Raw genomic sequence first — 17,103 nt, forward strand, 5'->3', positions numbered from 1 at the left:
ATCGACGTCCAGCTCTTCGAATGACAGCGCCAACTGCTCGATTAGGCGCGAAGAATGCTGCGACCGCTGTCCGTAGATCTGATGCTTTAGCTTGGCGATCTGCAGCTTCTGCTGGACAACAAGCTCCTCGTCTTCCGACGCTTTCTCGCGGGCGACCGCGAGCTCAGTGACGATCTCCAAACCCTTCGCGCGCTCGACAGTCAGCACCTCCTTCAGGGCGGCAATGTCATCCGAAGCAGGCCGCGATCAGCATTAATGCGACGCAGTGAATCACAAATTGGACGCGATGTGACTCCCCAAAATGCAAAAAAGCTGCAGTAATCTGCTCAGCCTGCGGTCTGCGGCCGCCCCGGCGCGCGAAGCCGCAGACCGTCTCGCCAGAGTCCAAGGTCTCTTCGACCAGGCGAACCTTCTCGTCGTAAGTCCATCGCCGCCGACGGCTCGGGGCGCCCAGCACATTGACATGCATTTGCCACCTGATCTTGAAGCTAGACTTAAGTCCTCGGCCAGCCTCTAGAAGTACGCAAGACGGCCGCCGCCGGAGGAGTACGATGAGAGAGCGGACTCCGCCGTTGCATTTCTCCGTTCAGGCATACCCCAGGTCAGCCGACACGATCCGAAATTGTTGCTTATACGAGCCTTTCGGACAGCGGCCCCCTTTCCGGTCTTGAGCGAACTAAACTGCTCGCCGAGGCTCCTTCGGCAGCTACTTCACCTGAGGGGCTAGCGCGCGTAGGACGGCATCAGTGACAGCGCTTCCCAGCCGTACTACCGACCAGCGCAGTTTAAATCGGCTGCACCGACTCGCGACCGTGCTCGCTCCCATTCGTACGTGATAACATCACTACGGAGAGAGAGAGAGAGAGAGAGAGAGAGAGAGAGAGCGTGCGCATATGCACATACTCCGGCAATTCGTATGTCGCTGGCTGTCGCGGCGTTCGGAGGTCAGCCCGAGAATTCTGGCGATTTTGGTGCAGTCAACTGTCAGCATTAGTAATTGATCTCGATGGCAGACGCATGGCAAGAATCGTCGACGATACTTGGTCCGGGGCGGGAAAGGACAGCAGCAAAGAACTTCGATGCATAAATCACTATCCGTTCTCACCAAAGACCTTGGTATATGGACTGGTTCAGGACCTGAAGAAAAGCTGCCCCGCGCTCAGTTAGGCCCGACGATCGGCCTTTCGTTTTCCAATGAAGCGCATGATGGATTCACCGACGCTCGCCCAGCGCCTTGGCATCAAAGGCCTCTCGGTTTCGGGTGTGTCAATTGCCAGCTGTCTCGATTACCGCGATGCCAGCCACACGCAAGCCACCATATAGAGCTACCCATACTCATCACAGGTGTCGGCGAAAAGAATGTCGCATATCGGGCAAGGCGCCAATGGTGATGCTCGCTCTTGGCCGTCAGGTCAATAGTCGGCCGACGCTTCCACATTCTGGAAGTGGCCAACGACTTCAGCTACGAATGCGAGTCGCTCATCGCCGTTGCCTCACTGCCGTTCGTGCGATTCGTGCTCGATCTCATCGGCGATGAACACTTCCGACAAGAATGGCGGGTTCACCGACTGCTAGGTTTTTGGTACTGAAAAACCTGACATCGACTCAGGAAGGGCCCATCGTTGCCGCGCCCCTAAGCGAGTCAATCGGGTATAGAGCTGGAAATATGCTTGTGACCAGAGGAGACCTACGACCTGAGCAAGCGGTACGTCTTGGGCGGAACGGTGCTCGCGCTAATGGCGTCACCGGGTTACCGGCTGGTTTTCATCGCGATGCGTGAGCTCGTAGCTGATCGCAAGGTAGCATTTGTCTCGGCTTTCGGTTAGACCTTACAATGGTGTTTTGAGAGCCGCCCGCAACCGGTGTTTGTCGCGCGCCGCGATTCTGTAGGATTCTGTGCCGATCTATTACCCTGACATCCTGGAGCAGAAGACCGAGCCACGCATCTTCACGTACAGTGAGAAGGACGTGATGCTGTATGCGCTGGGGATCGGCATGGGCCGCGATCCAATGAATGAGCGCGAGTTATCGTTCGTATACGAAAAAGATATTAAGGTCGCGCCTACAGCTGCCACAGTGCTGGCTTCGGGCAACGGGCGTCCTACCGCGCCAGAGATGGAGCAGAAGCCAAACGTCCGGATCAGCCGCGTGAACTTGCTGATGTCAGTGCATGGCGAGCAGAAGCTCGAGTTGCACAAGCCGCTGCCGCCATCGGGCACGTTCACGGCCACTAACCGCGCGATCGGCGCCTACGACAAAGGAAAGGACAAGGGTGCGGTCGTCGTCGAGGAGACCGTATGGATCGACGACAAGGGCGAGAAGATTGCTACCCTCACCGCCTCCACCTTCGCTCGCGGCGACGGCGGCTTTGGCGGGCCGTCGGCGGGCGCACCCGAACCTCACCTTGTCCCCAGGCGCAAGCCGGACTTGTCGGTCTCGTTTGACACCAGGCCAGACCAGGCCCTGCTGTATCGGTTGAACGGCGATCTCAATCCGCTTCATTCCGATCCAGACTTGGCCAAACGGGCCGGCTTCTCGCGGCCAATCCTACATGGCCTCTGCACCTTCGGGATCGCCTGCCGGGCGGTTCTGCAGGAGTTCTGCGACTATGATCCTACCATGATCCTGAGTCACCAAGCGCGCTTCTCGGCACCCGTGTTCCCTGGCGAACGGATCATTGTCGATCTGTGGCGAGACGGCAACGTAATCTCATTCGAGGCCCGCGTGATCGATCGCGGGACGACGGTGATCAAGAATGGCAAGGCTATGTTGCGCGCCTCGTACGAGCGCTTCCCTGCTGGGCATGGCTAGGACGATTGTTCGCCTGCACGGGCGAAGGACTTGCCCCGGACGAGGATCGCAGAGGTTCCGGCGCACTTTTCCCGCCTCATCCCGAAGCGGCTCGGCAACAAACTCGACAGTCCGCGGAAGCTTATAACGGACGAGCCGCTCGCCCAGATGCGCCAGAAGCATCTCCGCAGATAGACCAGGACGAGCCTGAACTATGGCGTGAACGTAGGGGCCCATGCCCTCATGCGGCGGACCGATCACGGCGCTCGAGATCGCCAAGGGATGCTCGTCGATGGCGGCTTCGACTTGGGCTGGGTAGACATTGGCCGCCCACGAGGATCATGTCGGTGCGACCATCAGCGAGGTACAGATAGCCGTCCTTATCGAAGTGACCGGTGTCCCCGACACTTTCCCATCCGCCGGTCAGCGTTTGGACCCGGGCAGGCGTACGCTCGCGCTGCCCCGTCAGTCTCGCGCCGACCAGCGCCTCCGCGTCCGGGATCACGGTGGCCAGCGTGTGACCGTCATCGGGATTGCCGGGCAGCGCCTTCACATGGGTGACGAACTGGCATGCCTTCGCGCGGCTGATCGTGGTTGCAACGGAGGCTTTGACGCCGAACTCGTAAAGCCAATGGGCGTTGCCCATGCCGATGCATTCGACCTCCGGCGCGTGCAGGGAATAGACCTTCGGCCTGCGTTGACTCTGTTGCTGCTCGCGCACGCGCAGCGCCAGCAGCTTTGCGAATGGCGCTTAGCGGCCGAGACAGGTCCGCAGCGTCTTGAGCGCCCGTTTGGCACGCTTGAACTGCTTGGATGGCATAGCGCTGGTGCTGGATCAGGGCGTACTTGCCCACCCGCGCATAGGATCGACGCAAGCTCACCGATGGCTTATGATTGCCGCTCATCCCGCGCGCCAATCCTCTCTGCTTGTCCCGACGCGGCGGCTCCCGGCCTGCGTTCAGGGCAGTATTTTTCTACTCGACATACCTACTAGACGGATCATCAAGTACGTCTCGAGCTGCTCTGAGCCGATCGCCAGATCATCGTGGAGGCAGCAATCTGGGCATTCTTCACGACCTGTGTGGCTGTAGTGGGTCGGTGGTAGGGCTGCTCTACTTTGCGTTCGCAGGGTACTCGCGTTGTGTCGGCGAGAAGTCCCCTTATAGCCAGCGCTTCTCCTCACGGTCATAAGTGCCCGCAAGCGGGTCACTAAGCGCCATCAGCTTGCCTTTGAGCACCTTATTGCTAGACGTAGTTCTAGGAAGCGCCGAAATGAAGCTAATGTACCGCGGTACCTTGAACACAGCAAGGTACGTACCAGCATGCTCGAGAATGCGCTGTACGACGAGATTGTCTGGCCTGATGCCTTCCCTTAACTCGACGTAAATCTTCACCTCCTCGCCGCGTTTCACATCGCGAACCGGCACGGCGGCTACATCTGAAATCTCGGGAATCTCGCGGATCACTGCCTCCACCTCTCGTGCAGCGATGTTCTCGCTCGAACGGCGAATCATGTCTTTAGTGCGGCCCACCAGCCAATGGAAGCCGAGTTTGTCGCAACGCATCAGATCACCGGTCTTGAACCACTCGCCCTCAAACGCTGCGGCATTCGCGTCCGGCTTTTTCCAGTATCCCTTAAAGACTCCGCGCCCTCTCACCCACAGCTCGCCGACCTCGCCCAGCGGCGTCGGTCTGCCATGCTCATTCATCAGCTTCAGTTCGCGGAAGGGTGCGCGAATCCCTATAGAACCCGAGTCGGCCAGCTCGTCAAATTCATTCGACATTCGGGTACCGAAGCCGATCTCCGTCATCCCGTAAGCTTCCTGCGTAGGCACTCGAAATCGTTTCCGGAACTGGCGTACCGTATCAGGTCCCCAGCCCCAATTCAGAATCTGCTTAAGGCATGTCGTCCCGTCTTCGTTGGTGGCCTCGGCCTCGCGCGCCATCAGCTCGGGACACTGGCACCACTCAATGCGGTGCTGCTTGAGCCAGCCCATGAAGCGAGACGAACTAAGTTGCGGGGCTAGGTAGTGCGTGCCACCATGTCGATATGACTGTAGAAGATGCCATGGCCCATCGACATAGAAGAAAGGTTGGGCAGAGAGATATCGTTTGTACGACAGCTGGTCCCAACTCGCCGCCTGATACGAGAACACGCCCCAGTAGTCATGCGTCAACATGCAGCCCTTAGGAAAGCCTGTGGTCCCCGAGGTATACTGGATGGTTAACAGATCGTCGGGACGGATATCCTCCGTCACCAAAGTGTCGGCCACGCCTTTGAGCAATTTGTCGAGGGTAGTCGCTCCGCCTTCGGAAGTCTGCCCCACAACAATCACTTGCTCGATCGCGAGATCTTGTGGCCACACGTTGATTGCGGTTAACAAGGGCCACGCAGATTCGTCTACGACAACGAACTTTGCCTGCGCATCGCTAAGGACGTATTCTATCTCTCTCGGCGTGTAGCGAATGTTGATCGGAACGATTACCGCGCCGAGCTTCGCGATTGCGAACCACAGGATCGGAAATTCGAGTCGATTGGGCAGTATTACGCCAATGCGATCGCCCCTGCTTACGCCGAATGCGCGCAAGGCATGTGCATACTTGTTGGATAGTTCGTCCATCTCGGAGTAGGTCGCACTCTGACCGCGGTCGAATACGTTGATTGCGATCGTTGAACCGTGTGTTCTTGCCTGACTCGAAACCAGCTGACCGACGGTGATCGTCTCATATGCAGATTCCAGAATCTCGACTTTGCGCATCATAGTTGCGACCCGCTCTTGCAGCTGGGGTTGGCTCAATCTCTTGGGAGTCATCATTGTACCTTCGCTTTTGGAAGGAGATGCAAGTCTGGCAGCAAGCACAAAGTTGCATAGCTCGGCGACATTCGGCGTAGCACGTCCGCCATTTACACCGGCCCACCAGCATGCGAGTGACGGAGACGATTTGCTGGTCACCGCTCTTTAGCTAAGCTGGCAATGTGCGGCTCCTAATTTGTTAATAGAAAGGACGGCGGGACTGGAGGACGACATGTCGGACACGTCATTGCTCATTTGCTGTATATAAAGCAGCGGGACCTCGACGGATTGACGAAACTCACCACCATTGCGCCTTTCTCGCATCGCCATAAGATTAGTTCAGTAATCACCTGATATCTTATCGACGAAGATCGGGACACTACCTTCTCTGGTAAGGGATATCGTTGTCCCTATCTGACAGGCAGCGCATTGCGTTCTGGAGACGAACTAATCGAGCTTGCCGATGAGGGTAACTGTGCCCGTGCTTGCTACGCCGGGGGCAGCAGCGTTCAGGACAAGTCAAGGCGGGTCGGGTCCATTTGTTATCGCGCGGGCCCAGGGAATATTCGAAGTTTTGCAAGAGATTTCTGTGAAAATGGAAGTTAAGTTCTTGAGACATCGTATCTTTCGCATCGACGACATGGTGGACAAGTCTGCTTCGCCGAACGGACCGATCAACCCGCGAATTGGGCCTGCAAGCGCGGGACTTGGGGACGAAAGTTTGGCCCGAGCGATCATCAGCAGCGCCGTGATATCGATCATCGGTCGCCGCGCGCTTGGGCGAGATCGGCGAACAGGCGGGTGTTAGCTTGTAGAGGACACGGAAAAGCCGTGGCGACAGCCTTTGTTGCCGAGCGCAGGCCAGCCAGGACTTGCCGGTGCCGGTTGGGGCCGAACCGCCGCGTCCGCGGAACACGAAGACATCTCCGGCGAACGGATCACGACCAAGGCTTTCCTGCACCAATAATGACAAACCCTGCACGCCCTTGCGTATCTCGGTGTAGCCGGTGGCAATCCAGATCCGTGCGTTCGACGAGATCGGGATCATCGACGCTCCAGAACCTGCAGCACCCGCGCCAGCGCCGCCGTTGCCGTCGACAATCACTGGACCGTCCCTGCCAATCACGATCACCATCTGCCCGCTCGCCGGTGTAGCAGCAACCGCCGGCTCGACGTCAGCGGCAAGGACGATCCGCGCAAGACAGATTGCTCGCTTTTTGGGGGCTCTCGGTTCGGGCTCGAACGTGCGACGTCATCTTATCAGCAACGAACGTGGTATGCCATGGCGCTGTGCCGTCGACAATATAGCGCGCGGCTGCTTCAAAGCTCTCGGTCACGATCGATAGCTTCTCGTGATCCGTCCCGCGCCGACGACGACCAGTCTCGACCCCCTCAAGGCGTTGAAGCTGAGTGATCGCGCTTGTGGCTGTCAATAAGGACTGTTACGCACCGATAGACCAATCGAACAAGGCGGCCCCCGGAGCGAGACGGAGCTGTCCGGAAAGCGTTTCGAAACTATTGATACGGCGAAGAGGTGGGCCGCACGATTTGGCCGAGGACCTGCTCCGTTCTCAGCACTCGCGCCGGCGCCAATCGCATCCTTTAGAGGCGTTAATAGCGGCTTGGATGCGAAATGATTAAATTGTCACGTCGTGCTTGAGCCGCAGCTGTGTCGCGGTACTCCATCGCGGTTTGAAGTGGACCCCGGAAATAGGACCAATCGTTGAAGGTGTGAAGCGTCCTGCCCTATCTCAACCGATGGAGTACGGATATGACCAAATCACGCAAGAAGTTTGATGCCGCATTCAAGGCCAAAGTTGCCCTGGAGGAACTGCGCGAGTTAGCGACGGTGCCGGAGCTGGCGAAGCGGCACGGCGTTCACCCGAACCAGATTTATGGCTGGAAGAAGCAGGTTCTCGATAATGTGACGAGCCTTTTCGCGCGCGGCGCGAGCGCCTTGGGGATGGCGAGGAGGAGCATGAGCGCGAGACGACGAAGCTCTATACCAAGATTGGCCAGTTGACGGTTGAAAGGGATTTCTTGGCCACGAGGCCCGGGCGATGAGTGTCCCCGAGCGCAGGGCGATGGTCGAGCGGCCAAGCGAGAGTTTGTCGGTTCGCCGGCGATGTGCGCTGCTGAATCTGGCGCGTTCGGGCGTCTATTGCCTCGGGCCGGTCACCGGCGCCGACGATCTGGCTTTGATGCGGCGGATCGACGAGTTGCATCTGAACTGGCCATTTTACGGCTCGCGGCGAATGATGTTCGAACTCAACCAGCAGGCCACGGCATCAACCGCAAGCGCGTGCAAAGGCTGATGCGCGTGATGGGGATCGAGGCGCTGGTTCCGCGCCCCGGCACCAGCAAAGCCGCGCCCGGCCACAAGATCTATCCTATCTGCAGCGCGGGGTCAGCATCACCGAGCCCAATCATGTCTGGGCCATGACATCACCTATATTCCGATGGCGCAGGGCTTTCTGTATCTGGTGGCGATCATCGACTGGGCCAGCCGGGCGGTTCTGGCGTGGCGCTTGTCAAACACGATGGATACGGGCTTTTGCATCGCGGCGCTCGACGAAGCGCTGGCGCGGCACGCCAAAAATATCAAGGCGCGCAGTTCACCAGCGCCGTCCTCACCGGTAGGCTCGAGGCCGCAGGCATCGCGATTTCGATGGACGGACGCGGTCGTTTCATGGGCAACATTTTCATCGAACGGTTGTGGCGCTCAATCAAATATGAAGAGGTGCATCTGAACGCCTATGCTGACGGGCGCGAAGCGAAACGGCATCGGATTATGGATGAACTTTTACAATCATCACCGCCCACACCAGGCGATGAACAACCGGTTTCCCATGGCGGCATGGCGCGCCGGCACGGACAGGATCGAGGCGCGAAGACTGTGGATATGCCGCTTCGCCTGGACAACGCAAACGCGTTGCCCACATACCCACAGCAGACGCAAAAGCAGCGAGAGGAAGCTGCTTGATTTAAAGGATAAAGGCAGGCGCGATCACACCTTAACTTCGCGGATCCCTGGTCCCAGCTCCGGGGTCCACTTCAGTTGACTCGAAAGACATCGAGTGGCCAAAAATGCGAATCTTTTTGATCTGAGCTCGTGGGTCAGGACATGAGGGAACGGTGCTCTGAAGACCTGCCTGGCTCAACAGCTGACGCCGGTGTTTCACCACACGAAACCAGTAAACCGATAGACGGGAGAGGGAACGAGGGCAGATCGGCCGCGACGTCGCCAAAGAGCATTACTGCAAACCGATGTTGAGTCCGGGAGGAAGACGCTATCTTGCCACGTCAGGCATGTCCGCTTCACTGCCGTCATGTTAGAACTCTGACACCTGAACACATTCCGACAACAAGCTGTTGTTTCGGGCTTGTTTCCTCGCTGAAAAAGCCACGTAATGCATTCCGCGGGTGGCACACCGATTGCTGCGAGGAGGAGGCGGTCGACCGCGCTAGCTCCGTTGGTTAGGAGAAGTTGAGATGATTTCTGAAGTGTTCACCTGCGCAGCCAGCGGGGTAGAGCGTGGTGCACATTTACCGGCGACTCCGGAACAGATAGGCGAATCGGCGATTGAGGCGACAAGAGCAGGAGCCGCAGTCGGGCACATTCAGGTGCGTGATGATGATGCTACCAGGCGGTGCTCGCGCAATCCGGCGTTATATCGGGAAAGGCGCACGCGCAGCTCGCATCTGAACCCGGTGATTAACCTCACGCTGGCATGCGTGGCGAGTTCGCGCTGGGCGAGGTTAGTTCACCTCTGTCTGAGCGATCCTTCGACGGTCAATTCGGCTTTATCGGTTGGGTCGGATGCAGCTCCCGGAGGTGGCGCTTGCGCCTTTCCCAGGTACGGGCTTGAGGACAACCTTTATATCTACCCGGGCCGGCTGGAGTGCGCGAGAAGCTCGCGCTCAGTTCACGCCTGAGTGTTGAAAAATCTAACGTTGGAGAGTTTAAAGTCCATGGCAGAGAGTTCAAAGTTAATGTCAGACAGGCAACCGCGCGCGGTAGGGTTATTGGGAGGCGGCGTTATCGGCGGCGGCTGGGCCGCGCGGTTTATGCTCAACGGAGTGGACGTGCGGCTGTATGGCCCGTCGGTCGGTGCTGTCGAGCGCGTGCAGAAGATTCTGCTCAAGGCACGACGGGCATATCGACGCCTCACGGAGGTCCCGCTGCCGGCGGAAGGATCGCTAACAGTAGTGGAGTCGGTCGCGGAAGCCGTGCGCGACGTAGAACTCGTCCAGGAGTCCGCGCCGGAGCGCCTGGACCTGAAGCGGCAATTGCTTGCGACCGCTAGCCGGGCGGCTGCGCCAGAAACCTTGATCTGCTCCTCGACATCCGGGCTTGGACCGACGTTGCTGCAGGCCGAGATTGAGCATCCCGAGCGCCTGCTCGTTGCGCACCCATTCAACCCGGTCTACCTGATGCCGCTAGTCGAACTGTGCGCAGGACAGCGCACACAGCCTGAATCAGTGACTCGGGCTGCTGAGATCTACCGGACAGCTGGGATGCACCCGCTCGTGGTGCGCAAAGAGGTGGACGGGTTTATCGCAAATCGGATGCAGGAGGCGATGTGGCGAGAGGCGCTGTGGCTGGTTCACGATGGTGTGGCCACCATACAAGAGGTCGATGATGCGGTCCGTTACTCCTTCGGATTGCGGCGGGCTGTCCTCGGCCCCTTCCGGATTGGCGGCGGTTCGGCCGGAATGCGCCGCTACATGGAGCAATGGGGACCCATGCTGAAGTGCCCCTGGACGAAGCTCACTGCGGTGCCTGAGCTCACCGACGAGTTCTTGGACAAGCTCGCCGTGCAATCAGAATTCCAGGCGAAAACCGAAAATCTGACCCTAGCCGAGCTCGAACAGAAGCGCGACGACTGCCTCGTGGCCGTACTGCAGGGCTTGCGCGCTCAAGCCTACGGCGCGGGTGAGACGCTCGCGCGTTGGGAACAGCGATTGCGCGACCGCGCTCGTGCCGGTCAGTAGGGGCACTGCAAGGGCCAAAGCGAAGTCGTCGCGGTGGCTGCAGTTGCGCCGGAGCTTCGGCCAGCGCGTCGCGCCAAGCGCCTGATCGCCCACGCATCCTACGATCCGCATCAGCGAGCACGCCAAGCGCGGTAGAGGGACTCCTCAAGTTCATGTTGGACAGCCTTCGGCCAACACTAGCCTTTAAAGCGACAGGCTGAGCGCTACCCCCTGGCACGCGTATAGCGCAACAATCTGCATGGGAAGCCGCATTGTGTCGCCAGAAATGTTCCTGAATGCTGAGTTGTTGCTCCACGTAAATTGCTCCTCAATCAAGGGAGCGCAGGGACAACAATGAGGCGATTGAGTATGGCGACGCGTAAGGAACTGAACTTTGCTTTGGCGCGGCGCCACAGGATGCCGAGCCGCACCGAAAAGGGCCGCATCCTCGGCGAGTTCGTTGCGATCACGCGCTTCCATCGGAAGCATGCGATGCGGTTGCTGCGCTGCGACTCTGAGGGCCAGACCGAGCGTCGCCGCAATCGTCCGCGGATCTACCAAGACACGAAGAGAAATGCGCTGGCAAGCGTCTGAAGCCTCGGCTGCCGATCTTGATTGAATCGATCGAGCGGCACGGCCATATCGACCTCGGGTGAGAGATTCTGGCTGAATTATTGCCGGTGAGTGCGGCGACGATCGACCGGGCATTGCAATGCGTTCGTGAGCAAAGCGGTCGATCCCGTCGTCGCTCTGTAGCAAGTGCTCTGCCACGCAGCATCCCTAGTGTACTTCAGCCGGATTGGGGAGATGCGGCGCCCGGGTTCGTCGAGGCCGATCTTGTTGCCCACAGCGGTCCTTCCCGCGACAGTTTCGTCCACACGCTCGTTCTCACGGACATCGCGACCGGCTGAACGGAATGCGTGCCACTTCTGGCGCGCAAACAGAAGCTGTTGAGCACGGTTCTGACCGAACTTCGTAAACAGCTAACGGTTTGCGCTCCTGAATCTGGACACCGACTACGACTCTGCGTTCATGAATGAGACCTTCAAGGTATTGCGAACAGGCTGATATCGTCTTCACGCGTCGCCCCTATCGCAGGAACAGGCCCTTGTCGAGCAGAAGAACGGCGCCGTGGTCTGACGAATGGTCGGCTACCGTCGATTCGAGGGGCTCGAAGCGGCTGCTTTGCTGTCGCAGCTTTGCCGTTCGGCCCGCTTGTTCGTGAATATTTTCCACCGTCGTTTAGATTGATACGAATGGAGCGCGGCGGAGCACGTGTCCACAAAACGTATAGCGCCCCCGCGACGCCACATCAGCGGCTGATTGCCGAAGCAAGAACACCCAATACCTGCGCGGCTAAAAGGCATCCAGCCCATTGTGCGTCACCCACCACATGTTAGAATAAGAGGAGCCGGAAGCCCGTCAGGCAGGGTCGCCCCACTGCACGTCGTGCACGACAGACTCGGGAACGAGCTGCTTTCCTTTCCACTCGCCTTCGGACCTCATCAGATCGCGATGTCGAGCGATGTCGATGCTGATCGGTCGCCAGCGATAACTGGCAACTGAGCTCGATCGGCTTGAGGTAGTCAGCCTATAGGCGTTCATGCAACATTTGCCCGTCAACGCGCGCCATCACCCAAACCGTGAGTTCTGCCTTGACGGGTATGGTACGTGTTGATGGGAAAGATCGCGCTTGTGCGACAGCGAAGATCCCAGTTGCGGAAACTCGAAGAAGTTATCCCTACGGAACATTCCGGGACGGCGGTGCGCCGCGCATCGCGTCAAGATTGCGCGGATCGGACGCGCCGCGCCCGGATCAGCACTGCCCATTGATTCGAACGCCCCTATCATTTAGCGACCCCTCTCTGCACATTGCCAGTAATTGCGATGATTGAGATTTCGGATGCCTTCAATTACCGATATATACCCGGACGCCCGTCAGAGGAGCGAGTGCTTGCTCTCCGTAGCTGCAGTCGACTCGAGCTGTCGCCCCGGAGTACTTAGTACGCGTCTCATGTCTCCGAACCGGACGCCGAGGTAATGAGCGCAAGTATATCGATTCACGACATTTGCGGCGCCTGCCGACTGAAAAGCTCCACGGGTGGGCGCCGTTGCGCCGAGTTGACATTAGGAGGTGTACAAATGCGGGCACCTACCGATGTTGGGCGTACGCTCGTCAACGGGCTCACGTGATCGAGCGGCAGGAGACCCGCCAGAGGGAAGTTTGTGGGGTTGTGGTGCTTCGCTGAATGCCGGCGCTGAATGGATCCCTGTTCCAGTGGTATTGTTTTGGCGCAATTGAGTCGCGTCTCATGGATTCGCGACTATGTAATCTTGGCGGGACAGCCGACTGAGTTCGCCGCGCTTCAGCCGCACAGCCGAGAACTGGAATTGTCCTATCTGCGTCGGATTCGCGACGCCGAGGTCACGAACCCGACAAGTCGCAGCGACTATTCCTAGCGGGCAATCTGGCAGCTACGCGTTTCTCACTCTTGTTAAGGAAGTCCCACCTTTTTTCCAGTGGCACGCCAGTTGCTGGGACAGCCTGGCAAACGCAGTATGGAGATCGACATATGAAACTCGCTTCCGGGTACAAGGCTTTTTGGGACGCCGCCCACAAGAACTACCCCGATCAAATGAGGCCAGGCGGGCTTATTGACATGAATTGGGAGGGCGTCTATGGCGGGATGTTTGACGCAATAGGCAACGTCCTAAGTGCTGATCATTCTGATCGGTTTGCAAAGCCATCCAATCGGCCATGGACCTCATCTATTTTTCCATGGATTGCTGATAATCGCTCCACAAAGATCGGAGCCTTGGGGAAGACCTATAGGGGCCTGATACTCCTCAAGACACCTTTTGATCTGGCTCTGTATCCAAGGCTCATTTGGGAGCTTCAACCGAGAACAATTCTAGAGCTCGGTTCATATCAAGGTGGTAGCGCACTGTGGTTTGCTGACAATATGTCCGTGCTTTGTGAGAACCCTGGTGAAGTTCACTCCTTTGATTTGCACACCAAATGCGTCCATGAGACTGCACGAACGCATCCACTGCTTACTTTTCATCAAGCTGACCTTTCTAACGTCGCCAACTTAGACAAGAGCTTGCTAATGAGGCTACCTCATCCTTGGCTTGTGATCGACGATGCGCACGTGCAAATATTCTCGGTGTTTTCTTACCTGAACAAGTTTCTGACGTCAGGAGATTACTACGTAATCGAGGACAATCCTGCGCAGGCAGATAAGGAAATCATCGATGGATTCCAGCTGATCGAGCAATCAGGATTCTTAATCGACACGTATTACACCGACGCGTTTGGGACCAACGTTACTTGCGCTCCAAACGCCTGGCTTCGAAAATCGTAAGCCTGGATCCATCGAGTGCTGGGCTAGGGGCCGCCTAAGTGAATGTCTGCTCTTTGATCCGGAAGTTCTTTGATCTTCCAGCAAAAAAGTGGACCGGTTTAGGCGGCTCTTAGCTCGATCGTGATCGGGGCGATATATATCCGATGGCGGAATGGAACCGGCGTCGATTGTACAAGCGTTCGAGACGTCGAGGATACCGCGCTGGGCCTCGGCGCGGGTTTGTTACTGGCGATGATGAATGAGCCCGGTCCAGAGAGTGTGGAAGAAGTGTCCATCCGGGCATTGTCGCGGGCCGCCTTGCGGCTTATCGATCCGTCCATGATTGCAAGGGCCGCGCGATAGTCTTGTGAGGGATACTAGGGCGTTTTCAAACGCTGGTCCCAACACCAGTTGTTTCACTCATGACAGCAGATCGTCAAGCGCGTCCGCCGGCGTTTTCCCGCCTAGAGCGCTAGCCCATCCGACAGAATCGTTCAGGATTCACAATCAGCGTTTTGGTGAGGCAAGTGTTTAGAACCCCGTCCGTCGTGATCGACGTGAGAGACAACTACTTCCCGGCCGCACTTCTGTTTGGCTCCATTAAAGAAATAGCGTGCAGAGTGATGGTACTTTTAGCAGACACGTTATTCGAGTCGGAACGTCTTCAAGTACAACGTGCTTGATTGCAGTGGGCCGCAAGACTCCGTGATCGAGTTGGCTAAGGAGGTACAGGTAGTCCGCTGCAAAGTCATTGGCGAGCGCGATTGATCTGACGCTTGCGCGCCCAAGCACCGCAGTTCCAAGTAAAGGTAGCCGCCATTGATCGCGTCCCCGTTCTCCTCCAAAACTGTCATTACGGCTCCAAACTCGGCCCCTGAGGTCGGAGACAGGCCAGCGCCGTCGCGCTAGGTGCTCTCCTGAGTAGGACACTCCTTTTGGGAAACTAGGACGCGTTGGGACTGCACTCGGAACACGTCACATCACTCTTTCAAGCGATCACGGTGGTGGCCGTGCAGCAGGCCGTTAATGAAGCCGTATTGCCGGTCCATCGATGACCCATAGCAAATGAGCATGCGCAAGCTTAGTGAGCACAGGTGTCGGTTCTTACCAACAGTCTCGCGAAATTCCCGACTGTGCAACTCCTTCGCGCATCCGTCATGCGCGCGCTAACCATTAGCTGATTTACGATTGTCGCAATCGGCTGCTCGCTGCAGCGTCAGTCAATCGTTCACAGCGGATTGAGCAGAGCTGAATTTGATGCCGCGCGGACAGAAAGCTTAGTTCGGGGATCTGTAATGGGCGCAGCCAGGAAGCAATCCGTGACATTAGATACGGGAATGTTCGAGGGCGTCCCGGTCCTACGTCGCAAGTGGCAGGCTGCACTCAAGCACTCAAGCCCGGCCAAACTCTCCCCCGCTACGAAGATGTGCTGCTGGGCAGCCTCGGGCGACTCGCCGATCACATGGTGCTGTTCAAGTGTGAGAACGACGTATTCGCCGTTCGCGGACGGGTCGCTATGCGCAGGAATGGCTGGGCGATGAGCGTTGGGACATTCCGATGGACGCGCTGCGCCCGGATTGCGCAACTGTCCTCAGCGAGGCAGTCTGGAACGCGATTACGAACAACGGCACCTATCTCGGCGCCACTCATTGCGTGCGCAACGGCATGGTGCGTACGTATGACGTCCTCGCGCTGCCGACCTTCGCGCGTTGGGGCGGCACGCTGGTCGGCGTCTACATCAACGAGCGTGGCGCGGAATACAATCTACTCGATGCGATCTTTTCCACGACCGAGACGGCGTAATCTCGCTCTCGATTCGCGATGCGACGGGCCAGCCGGTCGATTTTCAGGCCGTGCACCAATCAGGCAGCGGTGAGACTCCTCAACTTGGCAGAGCGAAGCCTGCTGCGGCAGCATCTGAGCAACGGAGGCCATCTGCTCAGTTCGCACGCGGTCGTAGGGCGGTTGCGGGCTATGGTTAAGGACGACCAGGGTGACCAGTTCGAGATCGACAGCGATGATCGCAGCCTTCGGTTGGCAATTACCGCCGTCGGCGGGATCCTTTCCCTGGTCATTTCCGACGTCACGTCCTTAAAGCGCCGAGACGCTTCGTTCAGACTGCTGTTCGACTCCAATCCGATGCCGATGTGGGCGTTGGACTGCGAGACGATGGCCTTTGTGAAGGTCAACGACGCGGCGGTGCAGCACTACGGTTACGCTTGCGAGACCTTCCTGCGGATGAAAGTTCGCGAGATCTGGCCAAGGGAGGAGTGGCTCAACTATACGCAGGCGCTGCGGGACGTTGGCGATACCTACCAGTCCGAACATCACTGGCGTCACGTGAAAGCCGACGGCACCGAGATTTGTGTGCTCACCTTCGGGCGACGCATCATGCTGGAAGGGCGCGAAGGCTACCTGGCCGCGGTGGTCGACATCACCGAACGGCGTAAGGCGGAGGCCCGCATCGCCCATATGGCGCTCCACGATGGATTGACTAACCTCCCCAACCGCGCGCTCCACCAGGAGCGGCTAGGCGAGGCGCTCGAAACTGGCAATGCAGCCGGCAAGCGCGTCGCGGTGTTGTGCATCGACCTTGACATTTTCAAGAACGTCAACGACTCCTTCGGCCATCCCATGGGCGATTGCCTGATCAAGCAGGTCGCCGACCGGCTGCGGTCCTGTGTAGCCACCAACGATCTGGCGGCACGCCTCGGTGGCGATGAATTTGGAATCATCCTGGCCGATGATACCTCGCCGAAGCAGGCGAGCGATTTCGCCGCCGGGCCGATCAGTATGTTGAGTGAGCCTTATGAGATCGACGGCAATCAGGTGGTGATTGGCGCCTCGGTCGGTTGCACTTTCGCCTGGCGATGACACGAGTAGCGAGGAACTGATGCGCAACGCCGACATGGCGCTCTATCGCGCCAAACAGGATGGCCGCGGCACGCAGCGTTTCTTCGAGCGCGAGATGGATCACCCAGTGCAGCGGCGCCGCGAGCTGGAGCTCGACCTGCGCCGCGCTTATGCCAATGGAGAATTCGAGCTGCACTACCAGCCGCTAGTCGACGTCGCGCTTGACAAGATCTCAGGTTTTGAGGCGCTCCTGCGCTGGCACCATCCGGCGAAGGGCATGATCTCGCCGGCGGAGTTCATTCCGGTGGCGGAAGATATCGGACTGATCGTCTCGCTCGGCGAGTGGG

At 58.2% G+C, this 17,103-nt stretch carries 7 protein-coding genes and 5 pseudogenes; 7 read left to right on the forward strand and 5 right to left on the reverse strand.

Going from position 1 to position 17,103, the window contains the following annotated elements; genetic code table 11:
• Positions 1-257: pseudogene (locus AC0L23_RS36835) on the reverse strand (IS66 family transposase); the annotation flags it as partial.
• 1,639 nt (positions 258-1,896) lie between these two features.
• On the opposite strand from AC0L23_RS36835, the gene AC0L23_RS36840 reads away from it, so the two are divergent.
• Complete coding sequence (locus AC0L23_RS36840) at positions 1,897-2,811, forward strand: MaoC/PaaZ C-terminal domain-containing protein (protein WP_473358163.1); 915 nt, start codon at positions 1,897-1,899, stop codon at positions 2,809-2,811.
• On the opposite strand, the gene AC0L23_RS36845 is transcribed toward AC0L23_RS36840, so the two are convergent.
• From AC0L23_RS36845 to tnpB, 4 genes and pseudogenes are all read right to left on the reverse strand, one after another.
• Positions 2,710-3,051: a hypothetical protein gene (locus AC0L23_RS36845; RefSeq protein WP_473358171.1), complete on the reverse strand. Its 342-nt coding sequence runs from the start codon at positions 3,049-3,051 to the stop codon at positions 2,710-2,712. The genes AC0L23_RS36840 and AC0L23_RS36845 overlap by 102 nt on opposite strands.
• 205 nt (positions 3,052-3,256) lie before the next feature.
• Positions 3,257-3,665: pseudogene (locus AC0L23_RS36850) on the reverse strand (IS5/IS1182 family transposase); the annotation flags it as partial.
• Between the two features lie 285 nt (positions 3,666-3,950).
• Positions 3,951-5,552 carry a class I adenylate-forming enzyme family protein gene (locus tag AC0L23_RS36855; RefSeq protein WP_473358164.1) on the reverse strand — a complete coding sequence of 534 codons (1,602 nt, stop codon included), beginning with the start codon at positions 5,550-5,552 and terminating at the stop codon, positions 3,951-3,953.
• A gap of 412 nt (positions 5,553-5,964) precedes the next feature.
• Positions 5,965-6,720: an IS66 family insertion sequence element accessory protein TnpB gene (tnpB, locus tag AC0L23_RS36860; RefSeq protein WP_473358165.1), complete on the reverse strand. Its 756-nt coding sequence runs from the start codon at positions 6,718-6,720 to the stop codon at positions 5,965-5,967.
• Between the two features lie 636 nt (positions 6,721-7,356).
• On the opposite strand from tnpB, the pseudogene AC0L23_RS36865 reads away from it, so the two are divergent.
• The 6 genes and pseudogenes from AC0L23_RS36865 to AC0L23_RS36890 all read left to right on the forward strand — a co-directional run.
• Positions 7,357-8,464, forward strand: a pseudogene (locus AC0L23_RS36865) (IS3 family transposase); the annotation flags it as partial.
• A 613-nt stretch (positions 8,465-9,077) separates the two neighbouring features.
• Positions 9,078-9,521: a 3-keto-5-aminohexanoate cleavage protein gene (locus tag AC0L23_RS36870; protein ID WP_473358166.1), complete on the forward strand. Its 444-nt coding sequence runs from the start codon at positions 9,078-9,080 to the stop codon at positions 9,519-9,521.
• Between the two features lie 36 nt (positions 9,522-9,557).
• Positions 9,558-10,580, forward strand: a complete 1,023-nt coding sequence (locus AC0L23_RS36875; RefSeq protein WP_473358167.1) for a 3-hydroxyacyl-CoA dehydrogenase NAD-binding domain-containing protein — start codon at positions 9,558-9,560, stop codon at positions 10,578-10,580.
• A gap of 333 nt (positions 10,581-10,913) precedes the next feature.
• Positions 10,914-11,926, forward strand: a pseudogene (locus AC0L23_RS36880) (ISNCY family transposase); the annotation flags it as partial.
• A 1,206-nt stretch (positions 11,927-13,132) separates the two neighbouring features.
• Positions 13,133-13,924 carry a CmcI family methyltransferase gene (locus tag AC0L23_RS36885; protein WP_473358168.1) on the forward strand — a complete coding sequence of 264 codons (792 nt, stop codon included), beginning with the start codon at positions 13,133-13,135 and terminating at the stop codon, positions 13,922-13,924.
• A gap of 1,274 nt (positions 13,925-15,198) precedes the next feature.
• Positions 15,199-17,103 (forward strand): annotated as a pseudogene (locus tag AC0L23_RS36890) (putative bifunctional diguanylate cyclase/phosphodiesterase); the annotation flags it as partial.

Source organism: Bradyrhizobium sp. MI1.4 (genome assembly GCF_055811315.1).

Coding starts and splice junctions, on each gene's coding strand:
- AC0L23_RS36885 (WP_473358168.1), top strand. CDS start 13,133: ATGAAACTCGCTTCCGGGTACAAGGCTTTTTGGGACGCCGCCCACAAG.
- AC0L23_RS36855 (WP_473358164.1), bottom strand. CDS start 5,552: ATGATGCGCAAAGTCGAGATTCTGGAATCTGCATATGAGACGATCACC.
- AC0L23_RS36875 (WP_473358167.1), top strand. CDS start 9,558: ATGGCAGAGAGTTCAAAGTTAATGTCAGACAGGCAACCGCGCGCGGTA.
- tnpB (WP_473358165.1), bottom strand. CDS start 6,720: ATGGTGATCGTGATTGGCAGGGACGGTCCAGTGATTGTCGACGGCAAC.
- AC0L23_RS36870 (WP_473358166.1), top strand. CDS start 9,078: ATGATTTCTGAAGTGTTCACCTGCGCAGCCAGCGGGGTAGAGCGTGGT.